This is a genomic window from Arcobacter suis CECT 7833 (assembly GCF_003544815.1).
Taxonomy (GTDB): domain Bacteria; phylum Campylobacterota; class Campylobacteria; order Campylobacterales; family Arcobacteraceae; genus Aliarcobacter; species Aliarcobacter suis.
Genome location: NZ_CP032100.1, coordinates 2,013,273 through 2,030,856, shown reverse-complemented (window position 1 = coordinate 2,030,856; position 17,584 = coordinate 2,013,273). Strand labels below are relative to the sequence as shown.

Below are 17,584 nucleotides of genomic sequence, written 5' to 3'. Positions count from 1 at the left end.
GTTTTCGTTATTTCCTAATATTAAGATTATCTAATTTGACCAGAACCATAAATTTTATATTTAAATGTTGTTAAATCATTTATTCCCATTGGTCCTCTTGAATGAAGTTTATTTGTTGAAATTCCAACTTCAGCTCCTAATCCAAAAGCTCCACCATCCGTAAATCTTGTACTTGCATTTGCGTAAACGCAAGCTGCATCAACTTCATTTAGAAATTTATTTATCGTTGAATAGTTTTCACTTAAAATAGCTTCTGAATGGCTTGAACCATGTCTTTGAATATGAATTATTGCTTCATCAACATTTTTTACAATTTTAATGTTTAGAATATTAGCTAAATATTCTGTGTCATAATCTTCAAGTGTTGCTGGAACAACTCTTATGTATTTTAAAGTTTCACTACAACCTTTTAAAATAGTTCCTTGCTCTGCAAAAGCATCTTCAAGTCCTGTTAGAATATAAGGTGCAATATCTTCATGGATTAAAAGAGTTTCCATTGAGTTACAAGCACTTGGTCTTTGACATTTTGCATTTATTGCAATATCAATAATTTTTGCTGGTGCTGCATCTTTATCCACATAGATGTGACAAACTCCTTTATCATGTTTAATAACAGGAATAGCTGAGTTTTCACTTACATATCTGATTAAAGCTTCTCCTCCTCGAGGTACGATTAAATCAACATATTTATCTTGTTTTATAAGTTTTGCTACACCTTCTCTACTTGAATCAGGTAATAAAGAAATAGCTTGTTCTGGAAGTTTATTTTTTGCCAGAACTTCTCTTAAAACAACAGCTATTGCTTTATTTGAATGTTCTGCTTCTTTTCCACCTTTTAAAACACATACATTTCCACTTTTAAAGCATAATGCTGCTGTGTCACTTGTAACATTTGGTCTGCTTTCATAAATAATACCAATTACACCTATTGGAATTGATACTTTTTGAATATTTAATCCAGATTCTGTAACCCAACCATCTAGAATTCTTCCTACTGGTTCATTTTGTGATGCTATTTGTCTAATTGCATCTGACATTTCTTTAACTCTTGTTCCTGTTAAAAGTAGTCTATCTTGTAGAGCTTCACTTAAATTATTAACTCTTGCATCAATCATATCTTTTTCATTATGAGAAATAATAAAATCACAATGATTAATTAATGCATCAGCCATTTCATTTAAAACTTTGTTTTTAACAGCAGTACTTAGGTTTGCAATAGTTCGGCTAGATCTTTTCGCTTCTTCTAAAAATGCTTGCATAATAATTCCTATTTCATTAATTTATAAATTTATTTTTTACTATCAGGCACAAATCTGAAAAATAGATATAAAATACCCAACATAACAACAATTGTTATAATGCTCATAGCACTTATTTCTACTTCTGCACTAACTCCTCTTTGGTAGTTTCTGGGCATAAATAAAAACATAGAGGAAAATAACATAAAAAAAGAGGTTGTTACTGCAATTAAATGTGCAAAAACTTTATGCATTTTTGTAATATAAAAATCTTTTACCATTTTCCACGTTAAAATTGTAGCTGTTAATACAATAAGAAGTACAATAATCTTTTCGTATTGTGATTCCAACACTTATCCTTTATATAAAATTGGGTATTTTATGTATAATCTGCTTAAATAAGGCTTTTTCAATGAAAAAATCACTTTAAAATGTGATTTATTGGACCATTCCCAAAGCCTAAATTTGGAGCATTTTTAATTGCTTGATAGATATATTCTTTTGAAATTTTTATTGCATCTTCAAGGCAAAAATCCCTTGCAATTAAAGAAGCAATAGATGCACTATAACTACAACCTGTTCCATGAGTATTCGCTTCATTTGCTTTTAATGATTCAAATTCAATAATCAAACCATCTTTTTTTAATAAAATATCTACGGTTTTATTTTTACTTTCTACCATATTTTTAAATAATATATTTGAGTTTTGTGTTTTTAAATTTTTAATATCTTCAATAGAACTTACATTAAAAAATAGTTTAGCTTCGTATTTATTTGGAGTTATCAAATAACTATAATCAAATAATTCTTTTAAACTTTCTATTGCTTCATCTGTTATTAGTTTAGATCCAGCTCTTGAAATGGCAACTGGATCAAGAATTATAGGAATATTTAGATTTTTAATGACTTCTTTTACTTTTAATACAAGATTTTTTGACCCTAACATTCCTATTTTTATAGTATTGACTTCAAAATCATTTAGTACACTAAGAATTTGTATTTTTACAAAATCAGGTTCAAGAACACAAATATCTTGTACTCCTTTTGTATTTTGAGCAGTTACAGCTGTAATTGCAGTTGTCATAAAAACTTCATGGTATAAAGCACTTTTTATATCAGCTTGAATTCCAGCTCCACCACCGCTATCACTTCCTGCAATTGATAATACAACTCTCATTTTATTCCTTATTGGCAAACACCACTATCTTTTAAAATCTCTTTTATTTGTTTGCATTTTTTATTGTCAATATATAAATTTAGCCATGATTCTACCCAATATGGAACATTTCGTCCATTGTTTCCCCATGAATTTACACTTTGATATTTTAGTCCTAAATATTGGGAAAATGTTCGTTTATTAAAATCAGCTTTTTTCAATAATTGTTTAAAATTTTCTTTTTCCATTTTACTCCACCAAATAATATGCAAAAGTATATCATAAATTAATAAATAATATATAAATAGATATATATATTTAAGTTGATTATTATTTAATATTGCATATAATTTATATTAGAAAAAACAAGGGAAATAAAATGAAAATAAAAGCATTTTTATCAAGTGGCAGATTCAAAATTATTAATGTATTTAAAATAGATGATATGAAAAGTATTGCTGCTGCATATCCTAGATGGGAATATATTTTATAATTAACTCAAAAGATAGTTATCATTTCATTAATACATAAGTGCTACAATAAATAAAAATTAATGGAAAAAAACTATGGGCATAAAAGACAAACTAAAAGAAAACTCTAATAAATTATTAAATATAGCAAGTGAAAATGCTACTAAAGCCTTTGATTATCCAAAAATCAAAAGTAAACAAATAAAAGACGCAATAAACCTAAAAATCCGAGAAAAAGCCATATTAGCTACAAAAGCTAGACTTGTTGAAAATTATAAAACTTTTGATGATTATAGTGATGAGCAACTAGAAATTATAATTGCCGATGAAGAAAGAAAAATAATTGATGATTTAAAAACAAAATCTTTAGTGGTTGCACTTGCAGCTCTTGGATTGAACTTTTTTGTTTAGGGAAATATAATGTTTAAACAAGTTAAATCAGCACTTTTTTGGTACTACTTATTTAAATTTAGAAGAAGAGTTATCTTAATAATTTTACTTTTGGTAATTGCATTTTTTGCAAATGCTATTTATGGTGATGTAGTTGAATATTTGAAGTTAAAAGATAGATTGGAATTTTTAGAAATAGCACTAATTTTAAAATGGACAATTATTATATTTAATATTGTTTTTTCCATTTATCTTGTTTTGACAATTTTTAAAAAAGAAGAAAAAGAACAAAAAAATGTTGAGGTAAAAAAAGAGAAAATTCCTAAAGAAGAAAAATTCACACAAAGAGAAAAAGAGTTTTTATATAAAAAAAGATTAAAAACAAAAGCTGATTTATTAGTAGAAAAATAAGAAGTGATCTGTCAACCCTAAAACATACTCAGAAATTATAATCCCTAAGCAGCAATTTCTTTTTGTAACAATTTTTGTTTTTCTTCAAACTCTACTGGTGATAAATTGTTATTTGCACTATGACTTCTTTCTCTATTATAAAACACTTCTATATATTCAAATATTGATCTTTTTGCTTGTTCTTTTGTATGATAAATTTCATGATGGATTAATTCTGTTTTTAATGTATGGAAAAAACTTTCTGCAACTGCATTATCATGACAATTCCCTTTTCGACTCATACTTTGAATTATTCCATGTCTTTTGAGTAAATCTTTATGTTCATAAGAAGCATATTGACTTCCTCTATCTGTATGCCAAATTAGTCCTTTTTCTGGATTTCTTGAAATAAGAGCCATCTTTAAAGCATCATTTACAAGTGAAACTTTCATTGTTTCATCCATACTCCAACCAACTATTTTTCTTGAATATAAATCAATAACTGTTGCAAGATACAACCATCCTTCACTTGTTGGAATATAACGCGTATTAATAAAAAGATATATTTAATATCTTTTTATTAATACTTCTATCGCCTACATATTTTTCATCAACTTTTGAAGCATAGAAATCTCTATTTAAAATATTGGGAGCTATTGGTAAATTATGATTTGAATCTGTTGTCATAACTTTAAATCTTCGTTTCATTTTTACAAACAATCCTAATTGTTTTAGAATATTTCTAATTCGTCTTCTTGAAACTATTACACCATATCTTTCAAGAAGTTTATCTTTTATCCTTCTTGTACCATATGTTTGTCTTGATTGAAGAAATATTATTTCAATTAGTTCATTAAGTTTCTCATCAACTTTTTGAATTACACAACCATTTTTAACCCAATTGTAATAGCTACTTTTATCAACTTTAAAAACTTTACACATAAGTTTTATATTGAAACTCTTTCTATGCTCTTTTATCCAAGCATACTTTATAGAGTTTCAAATGCTGCGTATGCTGTTGCCTTTTTTAGAATATCTCTTTCTTGTTTGAGTAATTTATTCTCTGCTCGTAGCTGTTTTAGTTCAGCCACTAATTCTTGTTGTGAGGATTTAGATTGATTTTTAGTTTCATCAATAGGAGTTGTTATATTATTTTCTTTTTTATAAACTTTAATCCAATTATAAATTGTTTTATCATTTATTCCAAGATCTTTTCTTGCTAACGCTACGTTCTATGCTGCAATTTGCATTGCTGACTTTTTACTATTCAAAATTAAGTGAACAGTCTCATCTCTAAACTCTTTAGTATATTTACTATTTCTCATTTTTTCTACTTCTTTCATACTTATTATTTTAACTTAGAAGTTTTTAAATTCCAAGTATGAATTAGTGTAGCCGAATCAAAAAGGTATGGGAATGATTTGATAGATCTTTTAAAAATGATTTCATTAATTTATCTACATCATCTTGAGATTTACAATTATGATTTATCAAAAGTTGGCATAGATCAATTGATAGTGTAAAATGTATATTTTTTGAATCAGATTCATTGAAATCTAAATTTAGATTATCAATAGTTAATGCACTATGATCTGTAATATGTGATTTTAGATTCCATTGCATTTTTTATCCTTGGAATGGTTTATTTGTTTTTTAACTTTTAAAATTGTTTTTGGATTTGAAGAAAAAGAGAAAATCTCTTTTTCTATTAGTTATTCACAAATTTATTTAAGTAATAAATATGTGAATATTATTAGGCTTAGTGTTATATTGAAAATTACTAATATTTTTAGATTTGAAAAGGATTTTTCAAATAAAATCTTTAAATTTTCTTCCATATTTTTATAAAAATTACTTTTACTATTTTCAAATGAATTTCTTTGCAGTTTGATTTCAAAAGCAAATTTTTCAAGTTCAGAAACAACAGCTTCCCTTGAATTTTTTAAATCTTCTTTTAACTCTTCTTCTTTTTCTAATATTCTTTCAAAATTATTTTGCATTTCTGAAGCTTTAGATGAAATAGATGTAAGATTTCTTACATGTTTTAGTTCTAATTCCTTCAAATTTGAATTCAAATCATCTAAAATTCTATCTCTAACATTAGTTTCATAAGATTCAACACTTAAAATTAATTGTTTCATTTTTGGAATATGAAACTCCAAATCTTTTATTAAAATAGAAGCTTTTTTATTTTGTTCAACAATATCTTGTATCTCATCTTCTATCAGGTAGAAAAAACCCAATAGAGGATCAGTTTCATCAATTTTATATTTTAATTGAAGTTGCAAAATTTTTGAGTTTTTATTTTTAACTATAGTTTCATTTGAAGTTAAAATATCATTATTCATTTTATTTCTCACTATCACAAATTAAATTATCAATAATTGTTAGAAATACATCATCGAAATCTTTTTTCATTTTTCTGATTCTTGATTTTTCAATTAGTTGAAAAGTTTTTGAATCTAAGGCTTCTTCTTTTGTTAGATTTAAATCTCTCATCTTTTCATGCATTTTTAAAAATGAATCAGTATATCTTTGTAGTTTTACATTTATTATTACACTTCTATTTGATTCAAATAATTTCCCAATTTCAGTACTAAAAAAATCAAACGTTCCAAAATGATAATTTTCAACAATAACATATTTTGCAAGGATTGAATATCTAGTTAGAATTTCAAATGCACTTTTATGGGTTGTTATATCAGCAGTTACAGGAATAACAACTATAAAATTAAAATTTGAGATTTCTTGATAAAGCATTTCAATTGCTTCAACTGAAAATGCACTCAAAAATGGATTAAAAGATGATGATCCATTATCAACAAGAACTATTTCATTATTACCATTTTCAATTTCAAAAGCTATTTCATCTAGTTTTGTGATATCTAGTGTTTCAGGAAGAATTTCACCATCTTTATCAATATCATAAATCATTATATGTTTAGCATTTAGTGATTTATATTTACTTAATGTTGGAACCTGACTATCGTTGTCAAAACATTTTAATGTGTATTCTTGCTTTAGTGATTGGGCAATACTAACAGATATTTGAGACTTGCCAACTCCGCCTTTTCCTGAGAGTATTGATATTAGTGTTTTCATTTTATAACTCCTATGTTTAATTTATTTAATCTATATAGGTATTCACAAAATTTTATTTTTTTAAATAGTGAATAGAAGGTTTATAAACTTAAATATACTAAATAAGCAAATTATCAATATATTTGAATATAATAGTTACAAAATTACACAATAAATAAAATTTAATTGAGATTTAAATCAGAATTATTTTTTTATTAAAAAAGAGTCAAAATAAAGTAATTTTATTTGATATAATGTCCAACTAAAAATTTAATTAGGGAAATACATTGAAAAAGAAAGAACAAATAATAGAAGATGAAATAGACTTAAGAGAATTGTTTAAAACAATTTGGGAAAAAAAGATTTTTATTTTATTATTCACGAGTATGGTTACTATTATTAGCTTAATATATGTTTCTTTTAAAAATCCCATTCCCATATACCATGGTAAAACTTACATAGAAATAGGTCAGATTCAAAGTCGAAATTTTGGTACTAATTATTTAGATTCTTCTATAAATTTATCTGAAATATTAAAATTAGAATTAAAAATAGCAACAGATATTCCCAAAGGAACTTACAATTTACTTGAAATTAGTTCAAATAATCAAGATAAAGAAGAGATAAAAAATAGTTTAGAAAAAACAGTAGAGTTTGTAATAAATAGACATAAAGAAAAAGCAAAATTTTATGAAAATGTAATAATGACTAAGCAAATTGGAAATATACAAATAGATAATAATCCAATAAATAAACCTAAAAAATCATTAATAGGGTTAGTTTCATTTATAAGTGGGTTTATATTATCGACTTTTATAGTATTTTTCATGCAATTTATAAACTCTAGAAGAAAAGAATATTCTAATTAAATGGTAATCTGTACATATTAATTCTCGTACTCTTAGTTGCTTTAAGTGAAGTTGGTTACAATTTTGTGCTGTATGATAATTTGTCAAGTTCTTTAAAACTAGACTATATAAAATGTTCAAAAAATAATGTCACAATAGGATGTAAAATATAATGAAAATATTTGTAGCAATATCGTTAATAGGATTACTGATTCTTTTAATTCAAAATAAATATAGAGGTTCAATTCTTTTTACAGGATTATCATCAATCTATTTTATTTTAGATTTTATAAAATTTGATGATTTAGTCGAAGGTTTTACAAATAATTCATTACTTACTTTAGTTTTACTTTTGTTAGTATCAATAGTTTTAGAAAAAACCATTTTAATTGATTATTTTTCAAAATTTGTAATATCTAAAAATTATAAAAAAACGTTTTTTAAATTTGGTTTTATAGTATTGAGTTACTCAGCTTTTGTTAATAATACGGCAGTTGTAGCAAGTTTAATGAGTGTAGTAAAAAATAATAAACATCATACTCCTTCCAAACTTTTGATACCTTTATCATATTTTGCCATATTAGGAGGGACATTAACTCTAGTTGGTACGTCTACAAATATGTTAGTAAATAGTTTTGTAGTTGCAAATGGGCATGAGAGTTTAAAAATTTTTTATTTCTTTTATGTTGGATTTTTTATTTCTTTTTTTGGATTAATAACCTTATATTTCGCCAGAAATCTTCTCCCTGATAATCAAACAAATAATGAAAATATTGAAGAATATTTAGTAGAGTTTAAATTATCATCAAATAGTAAACTTATAAAAAAATCTGTGAAAGAAAATGGACTTAGAAATTTGGAATATTTTTTTTTAGTGGAGATTTTAAGAAAAGGAAAAACTATATCTCCGGTAACTCCAAGTGAGATAATAGAAGAGAGTGATAAACTGATTTTTAGTGGAGATATAAAATATATAGATGTTTTAAAGAAATTTGATGGTCTAATTTTAGTTGATGATATTAAAAATAGCGATATTAAAACTTTGACTTTAGTTGATACAATAGTTTCTTCAGAGTCATCTTTAATAGGAAAAACAGTAAAAGAAACAAATTTTAGATCAAATTATGATGCTGCTATAGTCTCTTTTAAAAGAGGAAGTTCATCTATTCTTAAAATTGGAGAAGAAATAATTCAAGCAGGAGATAGGCTTATACTTGCAGTTGGAAATGATTTTAAAAATAAAGATAATATATCAAAAAATTTTTATATATTATCAAATATAAAACAAAATGAAAAATATAATACAACACAGAGTATTTTTATATTCTTTGGATTTTTTTCAATAATTTTAATTTCAGCTTTAGGATACATAGGTTTATTTAAAGCTTTGATTTTTGCTTTGATAATTTTATTATTTTTTAAATTTATATCTTTGAATGATATTAAAAGAAAGTTTCCCTATGAAATATTTATGATAATTGGCTCATCAATTGGAATTTCAAAAGTTTTAGTAAACTCAGGACTTGCAAATGATATTGCTCAAATTATTACATTTTCGTTAGGTAGTTTTGGTATATATGGAAGTTTTATAGGTATTTATTTGGTGACTTTTATCTTAACACAATTTATGTCACATAATGCAGCCGCAGCAATAGCATTTCCAATAGGCTATGCAACAGCTATAGGCTTAAATGTGAGTATTTATCCATTTGTCTTTGCTGTTGCTTTTGGGGCTAGTGCCAGCTTTATGATTCCTCATGGATATCAAACAAATTTGATGGTGAGCTCCTTAGGAGCTTATAAAACAAGTGATTTCTTAAAAATAGGTGGTATCTTATCTATTGTTTATTCTTTAACAGTTATTATGTTTGTTCCACTATTTTTTAAATTTTAATATATTATATTTGGAGTTAATATGATTTACAATTTTTGGAAAAACTATCAAGAACTTTTATCTTATGAACAAGCTTTGTCATTTGATTATAGATTAGATAATATTGTAATTAAATTGAATGAGTTTTTTCAAAGGTTGATTGTTAAACATATTGAAAAAGAGGAAATTATTTTTTATTTAGCAGGTTCTTGTATAAAATCTGATATATTTAGAGATTTAGATATGTTTTTTCCGATATCTGAAGATAGGGAAATGATTAATAATGCGATGAATAAAGATTATTTTGAGTATGAAAATAATTCGTATACATATAGATATAAAAATGATATTTATCAATTAGTTTATAGAGAAAGATTTAAAGATGCTACCTTGAAGCAAATTATTGATGGTTTTGACTTTGATTCCACAAAAATTGTTTTTGAATGTTGTTACAATACTAAAAAAAGGCTATTTACAGTGCTTAGATGTGATATGAAAATGGAGTTTGTAAATTATATAAACACTAGAGTAAATAATCTTCAAAAGATAAGTGTAAATCCTTTTGTATCATTACAGCGAGCAATTCATTTTCTAAAACGAGGAGATGATGTTCCTTATAGTGTATTTTTGGGAATTTGCTCAAAAATAGCTGATATAAAAATAAAAGAAAATGAAGATATCACTAAACATTTTAAAATACTTCAAGGAAATCCTAATAAACTTGATAATATAAAAGAAGCAATTACACATTTTATTGAAGAAAAGAAGGAAGAACTTGGAAAATAAAAAACATGAAAGTAATAAAAACATCATTTGGCATAATCAAAATGTGACAAAAGACAAAAGATTAACTCTTCTTAATCAGAAGCCATGTATACTTTGGTTTACAGGACTTAGTGGCTCTGGAAAATCTACAATTGCGAATGCTGTTGAAGCTGAACTTTTTAAAAGAGGAAGAAAAACTTATCTATTAGATGGGGATAATGTTAGGCATGGATTAAATAAAGATTTAGGTTTTAGTGAAAGTGATAGAATTGAAAATATTAGAAGAATTGGTGAAGTATCTAAGCTTTTTGTAGATAGTGGATTGATTGTTTTAACTGCTTTTATTTCTCCTTTTAAATCAGATAGACAAATAGCAAAAAGCTTAGTTAACTATCATGAATTTATTGAAATATTTATTGATACACCTTTAGAAATTTGTGAACAGAGAGATCCTAAAGGATTATACAAAAAAGCTAGAGATGGAGCAATTAAAAATTTTACAGGAATTAGTTCGCCTTATGAAGAACCTTTAGAACCTCAAATTCACATAAAAACAAATAAAAATACTGTACAAGAGTGTGTAGATAAGATAATTTATTATTTAATAAAATTTGGATATATACAAGGAAATGAGAATGATTATGCAATTTGATGAAATAAATATAGAAGATTTAAAATGTATAGCTTTAAAAGCAGGTGAAATTATTATGGAAATATATAAAAAAGATTTTTCTGTTGATTATAAAGAAGATAAATCACCTTTAACAGAAGCTGATTTAAAATCAAATGAGTTTATATGTAATGAATTGAATAAATTATATCCCAATATTTCAATTATGAGTGAAGAAAATAAAGAAATTCCATATGAAGAAAGAAAAGATTGGGAATACTATTTTTGTGTAGATCCCATAGATGGAACAAAAGAATTTATAAAGAAAAATGATGAATTTACTATAAATATTGCATTAATTAAAAATAATATCCCTTATTTAGGAGTTGTTTATGCACCAGCTTTAAATGAATTGTATTGGGCAGATGGAATTAACTCATATAGAAATAATGAAAAATTGCCTCTTTTTATAAATGAAAATCCTAAAGAAAAAATATCAGTAGTAGTTAGCAAATCTCACTTATCATCTGAAACTCAAGAATTTATTGATAAATTAGATTCTAAAAAAATAAAACAAATATCAAAAGGGAGCTCTTTGAAACTCTGTATGGTTGCAGTGGGGGAGGCAGATATATATCCAAGACTTGCTCCAACAATGGAATGGGATATAGTAGCTGCTGATGCGATTGTAAGATGTGCTGGTAAAATGACTTATCAGTTTGAATTAGAGAAACCTATTGTTTACAATAAAGAAGATTTATTGAATCCTTGGTTTATAGTTAGATGAAAAAATACGTTACTTTTATAGTTCTTTTTAAAAAGAATTATTTGATGGTCATAGGTTATAACAAATAATATATAAGGAAAAAGATAAATGAAAAATATTTGTGTAATAGGATTAGGATATGTAGGATTGCCATTAGCTCATGCCTTTTCTTCAAAATATCAAGTAGTAGGATTTGATATAAATGCAAAAAGAATAGAAGAGCTTAATGCAGGATTTGATAGAACAGAAGAATTAAATGAAATACAAGTAAAGGAAGCTATTAAAAATGGAATGAAATTTTCTTTGGATATAAATGATATTAAAGATTGTAATGTTTTTATAGTAACTGTTCCAACTCCTATTGATAAAAATAATAGGCCTGATCTAAGACCTTTAATTAAATCATCTCAAACAGTAGGAAAAGTTTTAAAAAGAGATGATATAGTAATTTATGAAAGTACAGTATATCCAGGTGTAACAGAAGAAGTCTGTGTTCCTGAATTAGAAAAAACTTCTGGATTAAAATTTAATATGGATTTCTATTGTGGTTATTCTCCTGAAAGAATAAACCCAGGAGATAAAGAACATACAGTAACTAAAATATTAAAAGTAACCTCGGGAAGTACACCAAAAATAACAGAGGTAGTGGATGAACTTTATAAATCAATAATAATAGCAGGTACTTATAAGGCAAGCTCTATAAAAGTAGCAGAGGCTTCTAAAGTTATTGAAAATACTCAAAGAGATGTAAATATTGCTTTAATAAATGAATTGGCACTAATCTTTAATACAATGAATATAAATACTAATGAAGTAATTGAAGCAGCAGCAACCAAATGGAATTTTATAAAATTAACTCCAGGACTTGTAGGTGGTCATTGTATTGGAGTTGACCCATATTATCTAACTTATAAAGCAGAAGAATTAGGATATAAACCAAACCTGATTTTGGGCGCAAGACAAATAAATAATGGAATGGCAAAATATATAGCAGAAAAAACAATAAAATTGATGATAAAAAAAGGTCTTCCAATAAAAGACTCAAAAGTATTGGTTCTTGGAATCACATTTAAAGAAAATTGCCCAGATGTAAGAAATACAAAAGTGGTGGATATAATAAATGAGATGAAAGAGTATGGATGCTTAGTTGAAGTTGCAGATTATTGGGCAGATAAAAATGAAGTAAAACATGAATATGGTTTGAATTTAATAGAGAATTATAATCTAAATGATTATACGGCAATAATAGTAGCAGTAGGACATGAAAAATATAGAGGATTAAAAATATCAACAGAAAATAGAGTTGTGTTTGATATTAAATCTATTTTAGTTAATGCAGATGGGAGATTATAAGAAATGCCAAATAAAAAAAACTTTGCACTTATCGGTGCATCAGGATATATTGCGCCAAGACATATGAAAGCGATAAAAGAAACAGGGAATGACCTAGTAGCTGCTCTTGATCCTTATGATGGTATTGGTATTATGGATAGTAATTTCCCACAAGCTCATTTTTTCACAGAATTTGAAAGATTTGATAGATTTGTTGATAAATGGCATAGAGATGGAAATAAAAAAATTGAGTATATTGGGATTACAACACCAAATTATTTACATGATTCTCATATTAGATTTGCACTTAAAAATGGTGCTCATGCTATTTGTGAAAAGCCCTTGGTTTTAAATCCTCATAATATTGATCAATTAAAAATAATTGAAGAAGAAACAGGTAAAAAAGTTTATAATATTTTACAATTAAGACTTCACGATTCAATTATCGCTTTAAAAGAAAAAATAGCAAAAGAATTAGAACAAAATCCTAATAAAATTTATGATATTGATTTAACATATTTAACTAGTAGAGGGAAATGGTATTTCGTATCTTGGAAAGGCGATGAATCAAAATCTGGTGGAATTGCATCAAATATTGGAGTTCATTTTTTTGATATGCTTTCTTGGATATTTGGTCCTATTGAAGAAAATTTAGTTCATTTAAAGCATCCAGATGCAAATGCTGGATTTATGAAATTAAAAAATGCAAATGTAAGATGGTTTTTATCTGTAAATTATGATTATATTCCTGAAGATATAAGAGCCACTGGAAAAACTACTTTTAGAAGTATAACTGTCGATGGTGAAGAGTTCGAATTTTCTGAAGGTTTTACCGACCTACATACTAAATCTTATGAACACATATTAAATGGCGGTGGATTTGGACTCGATGAAGCTAGAAATTCTATAAATATTGTTTCAGTTATTAGAAAACTTACTCCTCTTGGACTAAATGGAGAATATCATCCTTTCTGTAAAAAGGTATTAAGCTAATGGTTTCTTATTTTGCCCATGAATCTTGTTATGTAGATAATAATGTAAATATAGGAGATGATACTAAAATATGGCATTTTTCTCATATTTTAAGTGGTTCAAATATTGGAACAAATTGTTCTTTTGGTCAAAATTGTGTTGTTGGTCCTAAAGTAAATATAGGAAATGGTGTAAAAGTTCAAAACAATATTTCAATTTATGAAGGTGTGGAAATCGAAGATGATGTTTTTCTAGGGCCTTCTATGGTTTTTACAAATGTTACAAATCCAAGAGCTTTTATAATAAGACGTGAAGAGTTTAAAAAAACAGTTTTAAAAAAGGGCTGCTCAATAGGTGCAAATGCAACTATAGTATGTGGTGTAACAATTGGGGAATATGCGCTTATTGGAAGTGGAACAGTAGTAAATAAAGATGTAAAACCATATTCACTTATGGTTGGGGTTCCTGCAAAGCAAATAGGTTGGGTATCAAAAGCTGGAAATACACTAAAATTTGATGAAAACAAAATAGCTATTGATATCTTTGATAATAGTAAATATAAAATCCAAAATAATAATTTAATTTTAATAGAAGAGTAAAAATGAAGATAGATTTTGCAAACTTACAATATCAACATGAATTATACAAAGATGAAATAGAAAATGCTATTTTAAAAGTGGCAAGAAATTGCAACTTTATTATGGGAAATGAAGTACAAGAACTTGAAAAAAGCCTTGAAGAGTTTACTGGTGCAAAATATGCAGTATCTTGTAGTAATGGTACAGATGCTTTACTTCTTGCTATGATGGCTTTAGATATAAAACCAGGAGATGAAGTAATAACTACTCCCTTTACATTTATAGCAACTGCCGAAACAATCGCATTTTTAGGAGCCATTCCAGTATTTGTAGAGATAGATGAAAAAACTTATAATATAAATCCTGATTTGATTGAAGAAAAAATAACTTCAAAAACAAAAGTTATTATTCCAGTTTCTTTGTATGGACAACCTGCTGATATGGATAAAATCAGTGATATAGCTAAAAAATACAATCTAAAAATAATTATCGATGGTGCCCAAAGTTTTGGATCAACTTACAATGGCATTACAGATTCAGCTTTAGCCGATATTTCAACAACTTCTTTTTTTCCTGCAAAACCATTGGGATGTTATGGAGATGGTGGAGCAGTTTTTACAAATAATGAACTACTTGCAAATAAAATGAAATCCTTAAGGCTTCATGGACAATCAAAAAGATATCATCATAAATATATAGGTATGGGTGGAAGACTTGATACTCTTCAAGCTGCGGTTTTAAATGTGAAGCTAAAATATTATCCAAAAGATTTAGCTCTAAGACAAGAAGTAGCTTCTAAATATACAAAAGCTTTAGGAAATAGAATAGATTTAGTTTTACCATTTGTAGATGAAAATGCCACATCAGCTTGGGCTCAATATTCAATAAGGGTACAAAATAGAGATGAATTACAAGAAAAATTAAAAATTGCAGGAATACCAACAGCGGTACATTATCCAATGCCCTTACATCTACAAGAATGTTTTAGCTATCTTGGATATAAAAAAGGTGATTTCCCTATATCTGAAATAGTATCAGAAGAGATTATGAGTTTACCGATGAATCCATATTTAACTGATGAAGAGATCGTCTATATTGTCGAGAATTTATAAATGAATAATTTTGTTCCTCAAGTTAATCACAGTTTAAAATATAATTCTTCTATAGATGGATTAAGAGGTGTATCAATATTCTTAGTTCTTCTTTTTCACATATGGCCAAATTATTTTTCTTTTGGATATGTTGGAGTAGATGTATTTTTTGTATTATCAGGATATTTAATCACTCAGATAATATATACTAAAATAGAAGACAATAATTTTTCTTTTAAAGAGTTTTATAGAAACAGAATTAGAAGAATATTTCCAGCGATGATAATAGTAGTCTTAACAACTCTTATTATAGGGTTTGTATTTATGTTTACAATGGAACTGGAACAACTTGGAAGACATATAAAATCCTCTACATATTTTTATCAAAATTTCCGATTAATAGGTGAAATTGGATATTGGGATGAATCAGCAGTTTTAAAGCCATTATTACACTTTTGGTCATTGTCAATTGAGGAACAGTTTTATGTGTTTTGGCCAGTTTTATTAGTGATTCTTGGTAAATTAAAATTTAATATTGTTAATTCCCTAATTACAGTTTTTATAATATTATTTTTACTTCCTTTTATTTTAGAAATAGATAAGTTTTATCATACCATTTCAAGAGCGTGGGAGCTTTGTTTTGGTGGATTGATATTTGTAATAGCATATAAATACAAAAGTTTTATAGAGTACATAAAAAGGTTTAAGTATGGAATATTTATTTTTTTTATATTGTCAGTATTGTTTTCTTATGAAAATAGTAGTTTTAGTACATCTAAAACTTTTTTAATAGTTGTAGCCAGTGGATTTTTGATTCTACTTTTAAATGTAGAAGATAAAAATAAATTTTTTTCAAATAATATTTTGGTATTTATTGGACTTATTAGTTTTCCTTTATATCTTTGGCACTATGTATTTATAAGTTATGCCCATATTTTTGACTTTAAAATTGATATTTTAATGGGGTTATTCCTGATTTTTATTTCTATTATCTTTTCATATTTAACTTTTAGGTATATTGAAATTTATACGAGAAGACAAAGTAGTTATAAATTTGCTCTATTTTTATTTGTATTGGCAATTTTATTGGGATTTGTAGCAAATAGTAAATATTTAATAAGTGTAAGAAGTTATTTAGGAATGAGTACAAGTTTTGAAAACCAATTTGTAAGAACATCTGATCAAAATAGCATGGGCATTTCACTTTTAAGAAAAGTATTAGGATATAAACCAAATAATGATTATATAAAATCATCGTCAGATGATTTATCTAAAAAATATATTTTAGTTATTGGAGATAGTCATGCGCATACTTCATATGAAGGATTAGCAAATGTATTAAATCAAATGGGTAATGAAACTATACTTTTAGCAAATTCTGGTTGTCAACCTCTTGTAAATGGTGCTAGAGGAACTATGGATGATATCAATGAGTGTAAAGAAAAGATTCAAAATATCTATAAATTTATTAATATTTTTGAAAAAAATATTAGTAAAATAATTTATGTTGCCAGAGGAGCAAAACCAATGTATAATTTAGGATTTGGGGATGTAGATGATGGAGTTTTAGAGTATTATTATGAAGAATATTACCATTCTTCTAATAATTATGACCATAAAGAAATACATCTTAAGAAATTGGATGCAACATTACAATTTTTTAACCAAATGGACACAGAATTTTATTTTGTTTTAGAAAATCCAGAATTAGGGTTTCATCCAAAAACTTGCTTGTCAAGGTCTTTATCCCAATCGATTGAGTCTACAAAACAAGATTGTAAAATAAGTTATGATGCATATCATGTTCGACAAAAAGAGTACAGAAAGTATGTTTTTGGATTGAGTAAACAATATAAGAACATAAAAATATTAGACCCAGAAAAACTATTTTGTGATGATAAGTATTGTTATGCCATAAAAGATGGGAAAATGCTTTATTCTGATGATGATCATCTTAGTGTTGATGGAAGCTTCGAGCAAGCTAAGTATTTTAAAGAATCTATTTTGAATAATAAATAAGATTG

20 protein-coding genes and 1 pseudogene are annotated in these 17,584 nt (G+C 26.2%); 12 read left to right on the top strand and 9 right to left on the bottom strand.

The features are described 5' to 3' along the window. Positions 1-26: 26 nt before the first annotated feature. From ASUIS_RS10420 to ASUIS_RS10405, 4 genes are all read right to left on the bottom strand, one after another. On the bottom strand, positions 27-1,259 hold the full coding sequence (locus ASUIS_RS10420; RefSeq protein WP_118887067.1) for a glutamate-5-semialdehyde dehydrogenase: 1,233 nt from the start codon (positions 1,257-1,259) through the stop codon (positions 27-29). A 29-nt stretch (positions 1,260-1,288) separates the two neighbouring features. Then, a complete protein-coding gene (locus tag ASUIS_RS10415) occupies positions 1,289-1,588 on the bottom strand; it encodes a hypothetical protein (RefSeq protein ID WP_118887066.1) in 300 nt (99 codons plus the stop codon). A gap of 71 nt (positions 1,589-1,659) precedes the next feature. Beyond that, positions 1,660-2,415, bottom strand: coding sequence for a bifunctional hydroxymethylpyrimidine kinase/phosphomethylpyrimidine kinase (gene thiD / locus ASUIS_RS10410; protein ID WP_118887065.1), 756 nt, complete (start codon positions 2,413-2,415; stop codon positions 1,660-1,662). Positions 2,416-2,423: 8 nt separating this feature from the next. Beyond that, positions 2,424-2,642: an XRE family transcriptional regulator gene (locus ASUIS_RS10405; protein ID WP_118887064.1), complete on the bottom strand. Its 219-nt coding sequence runs from the start codon at positions 2,640-2,642 to the stop codon at positions 2,424-2,426. 318 nt (positions 2,643-2,960) lie between these two features. Here ASUIS_RS10405 and ASUIS_RS10400 point away from each other — a divergent pair, with 318 nt between their 5' ends. Continuing rightward, positions 2,961-3,275 (top strand): hypothetical protein, encoded by a 315-nt coding sequence (locus ASUIS_RS10400; RefSeq protein WP_118887063.1) that lies wholly within the window; start codon positions 2,961-2,963, stop codon positions 3,273-3,275. Positions 3,276-3,284: 9 nt separating this feature from the next. After that, entirely contained in the window at positions 3,285-3,665 is a 381-nt protein-coding gene (locus ASUIS_RS10395; protein WP_118887062.1) for a hypothetical protein, read from the top strand. Positions 3,666-3,709: 44 nt separating this feature from the next. Here ASUIS_RS10395 and ASUIS_RS10390 read toward each other — a convergent pair. The 5 genes and pseudogenes from ASUIS_RS10390 to ASUIS_RS10370 form a co-directional block, all read right to left on the bottom strand. Further along, positions 3,710-4,186, bottom strand: a pseudogene (locus ASUIS_RS10390) (IS3 family transposase); the annotation flags it as partial. 7 nt (positions 4,187-4,193) lie between these two features. After that, the gene (locus ASUIS_RS10385; RefSeq protein ID WP_118886971.1) at positions 4,194-4,586 is read right to left on the bottom strand and encodes an IS3 family transposase; all 393 of its coding nucleotides are present in this window, start codon (positions 4,584-4,586) and stop codon (positions 4,194-4,196) included. A 444-nt stretch (positions 4,587-5,030) separates the two neighbouring features. Further along, positions 5,031-5,267: a hypothetical protein gene (locus ASUIS_RS10380; protein ID WP_118887061.1), complete on the bottom strand. Its 237-nt coding sequence runs from the start codon at positions 5,265-5,267 to the stop codon at positions 5,031-5,033. A 101-nt stretch (positions 5,268-5,368) separates the two neighbouring features. Then, positions 5,369-5,992 (bottom strand): hypothetical protein, encoded by a 624-nt coding sequence (locus tag ASUIS_RS10375; RefSeq protein ID WP_118887060.1) that lies wholly within the window; start codon positions 5,990-5,992, stop codon positions 5,369-5,371. Between the two features lies 1 nt (position 5,993). After that, positions 5,994-6,746 carry a nucleotide-binding protein gene (locus tag ASUIS_RS10370; protein ID WP_118887059.1) on the bottom strand — a complete coding sequence of 251 codons (753 nt, stop codon included), beginning with the start codon at positions 6,744-6,746 and terminating at the stop codon, positions 5,994-5,996. 266 nt (positions 6,747-7,012) lie between these two features. Between ASUIS_RS10370 and ASUIS_RS10365 the strand changes: the two genes are divergently transcribed. From ASUIS_RS10365 to ASUIS_RS10320, 10 genes are all read left to right on the top strand, one after another. Then, positions 7,013-7,594: a Wzz/FepE/Etk N-terminal domain-containing protein gene (locus ASUIS_RS10365; RefSeq protein WP_118887058.1), complete on the top strand. Its 582-nt coding sequence runs from the start codon at positions 7,013-7,015 to the stop codon at positions 7,592-7,594. 151 nt (positions 7,595-7,745) lie between these two features. Then, positions 7,746-9,467 carry an SLC13 family permease gene (locus ASUIS_RS10360; RefSeq protein WP_118887057.1) on the top strand — a complete coding sequence of 574 codons (1,722 nt, stop codon included), beginning with the start codon at positions 7,746-7,748 and terminating at the stop codon, positions 9,465-9,467. A gap of 21 nt (positions 9,468-9,488) precedes the next feature. Further along, positions 9,489-10,232 (top strand): hypothetical protein, encoded by a 744-nt coding sequence (locus tag ASUIS_RS10355; protein WP_118887056.1) that lies wholly within the window; start codon positions 9,489-9,491, stop codon positions 10,230-10,232. Beyond that, a complete protein-coding gene (gene cysC, locus ASUIS_RS10350; protein WP_118887055.1) occupies positions 10,222-10,863 on the top strand; it encodes an adenylyl-sulfate kinase in 642 nt (213 codons plus the stop codon). The genes ASUIS_RS10355 and cysC overlap by 11 nt, the downstream gene beginning before the upstream one ends. After that, positions 10,847-11,608 carry a 3'(2'),5'-bisphosphate nucleotidase CysQ gene (gene cysQ / locus ASUIS_RS10345; protein ID WP_226799901.1) on the top strand — a complete coding sequence of 254 codons (762 nt, stop codon included), beginning with the start codon at positions 10,847-10,849 and terminating at the stop codon, positions 11,606-11,608. Before cysC ends, cysQ begins: the two co-directional genes overlap by 17 nt. An 87-nt stretch (positions 11,609-11,695) precedes the next feature. After that, positions 11,696-12,940 (top strand): nucleotide sugar dehydrogenase, encoded by a 1,245-nt coding sequence (locus ASUIS_RS10340; protein WP_118887054.1) that lies wholly within the window; start codon positions 11,696-11,698, stop codon positions 12,938-12,940. 3 nt (positions 12,941-12,943) lie between these two features. Beyond that, complete coding sequence (locus ASUIS_RS10335) at positions 12,944-13,912, top strand: Gfo/Idh/MocA family protein (RefSeq protein WP_118887053.1); 969 nt, start codon at positions 12,944-12,946, stop codon at positions 13,910-13,912. Further along, positions 13,912-14,490: an acyltransferase gene (locus ASUIS_RS10330; protein WP_118887052.1), complete on the top strand. Its 579-nt coding sequence runs from the start codon at positions 13,912-13,914 to the stop codon at positions 14,488-14,490. The genes ASUIS_RS10335 and ASUIS_RS10330 overlap by 1 nt, the downstream gene beginning before the upstream one ends. Positions 14,491-14,492: 2 nt before the next feature. After that, entirely contained in the window at positions 14,493-15,581 is a 1,089-nt protein-coding gene (locus ASUIS_RS10325) for a DegT/DnrJ/EryC1/StrS family aminotransferase (protein ID WP_118887051.1), read from the top strand. After that, entirely contained in the window at positions 15,582-17,579 is a 1,998-nt protein-coding gene (locus tag ASUIS_RS10320) for an acyltransferase family protein (protein ID WP_118887050.1), read from the top strand. The last annotated feature ends 5 nt before the right edge of the window (positions 17,580-17,584 follow it).

Coding starts and splice junctions, on each gene's coding strand:
- ASUIS_RS10420 (WP_118887067.1), bottom strand. CDS start 1,259: ATGCAAGCATTTTTAGAAGAAGCGAAAAGATCTAGCCGAACTATTGCA.
- thiD (WP_118887065.1), bottom strand. CDS start 2,415: ATGAGAGTTGTATTATCAATTGCAGGAAGTGATAGCGGTGGTGGAGCT.
- ASUIS_RS10405 (WP_118887064.1), bottom strand. CDS start 2,642: ATGGAAAAAGAAAATTTTAAACAATTATTGAAAAAAGCTGATTTTAAT.
- ASUIS_RS10400 (WP_118887063.1), top strand. CDS start 2,961: ATGGGCATAAAAGACAAACTAAAAGAAAACTCTAATAAATTATTAAAT.
- ASUIS_RS10395 (WP_118887062.1), top strand. CDS start 3,285: ATGTTTAAACAAGTTAAATCAGCACTTTTTTGGTACTACTTATTTAAA.
- ASUIS_RS10385 (WP_118886971.1), bottom strand. CDS start 4,586: ATGTGTAAAGTTTTTAAAGTTGATAAAAGTAGCTATTACAATTGGGTT.
- ASUIS_RS10380 (WP_118887061.1), bottom strand. CDS start 5,267: ATGCAATGGAATCTAAAATCACATATTACAGATCATAGTGCATTAACT.
- ASUIS_RS10375 (WP_118887060.1), bottom strand. CDS start 5,992: ATGAATAATGATATTTTAACTTCAAATGAAACTATAGTTAAAAATAAA.
- ASUIS_RS10370 (WP_118887059.1), bottom strand. CDS start 6,746: ATGAAAACACTAATATCAATACTCTCAGGAAAAGGCGGAGTTGGCAAG.
- ASUIS_RS10360 (WP_118887057.1), top strand. CDS start 7,746: ATGAAAATATTTGTAGCAATATCGTTAATAGGATTACTGATTCTTTTA.
- ASUIS_RS10355 (WP_118887056.1), top strand. CDS start 9,489: ATGATTTACAATTTTTGGAAAAACTATCAAGAACTTTTATCTTATGAA.
- cysQ (WP_226799901.1), top strand. CDS start 10,847: ATGATTATGCAATTTGATGAAATAAATATAGAAGATTTAAAATGTATA.
- ASUIS_RS10340 (WP_118887054.1), top strand. CDS start 11,696: ATGAAAAATATTTGTGTAATAGGATTAGGATATGTAGGATTGCCATTA.
- ASUIS_RS10335 (WP_118887053.1), top strand. CDS start 12,944: ATGCCAAATAAAAAAAACTTTGCACTTATCGGTGCATCAGGATATATT.
- ASUIS_RS10330 (WP_118887052.1), top strand. CDS start 13,912: ATGGTTTCTTATTTTGCCCATGAATCTTGTTATGTAGATAATAATGTA.
- ASUIS_RS10325 (WP_118887051.1), top strand. CDS start 14,493: ATGAAGATAGATTTTGCAAACTTACAATATCAACATGAATTATACAAA.
- ASUIS_RS10320 (WP_118887050.1), top strand. CDS start 15,582: ATGAATAATTTTGTTCCTCAAGTTAATCACAGTTTAAAATATAATTCT.